Annotated in this window: 1 protein-coding gene; it reads right to left on the bottom strand. The window is 28.9% G+C overall.

Going from position 1 to position 294, the window contains the following annotated elements:
- Positions 1-294 (bottom strand): hypothetical protein (locus PZH32_RS13310; protein WP_275208728.1); only part of this gene is annotated, 294 nt, incomplete at both ends.

Raw genomic sequence — 294 nt, 5'->3', positions numbered from 1 at the left:
AAATCAACATAGACAATGTACCAAATGTGAAGCTCATTGTTCTTGCTTTAGAAGCAAATGTTCTTGCTACAAACAGATTATCATTTTGATATTTCATTTTTTTATTCTTTAACAAAACAGTCAAGAACATATCTGCACAAGTTGTAGATATACCATAAATGCTGATAATCAACATGATTACGCTTACCATCAAATAAGTAAGTGTTTCTTGCTTATTAAAATTATCCATAGTACAACGTGAATTCCAGAGAAAAAGAGAAATCGCACCAAGAATAATACTTAAAACAAAAATGA

The organism is Adlercreutzia equolifaciens, from assembly GCF_029076695.1.
Lineage (GTDB): Bacteria > Actinomycetota > Coriobacteriia > Coriobacteriales > Eggerthellaceae > Adlercreutzia > Adlercreutzia equolifaciens_A.
The sequence above is the reverse complement of the archived record's forward strand: the minus strand, read 5'-3'. Positions and strand labels throughout refer to the sequence as shown.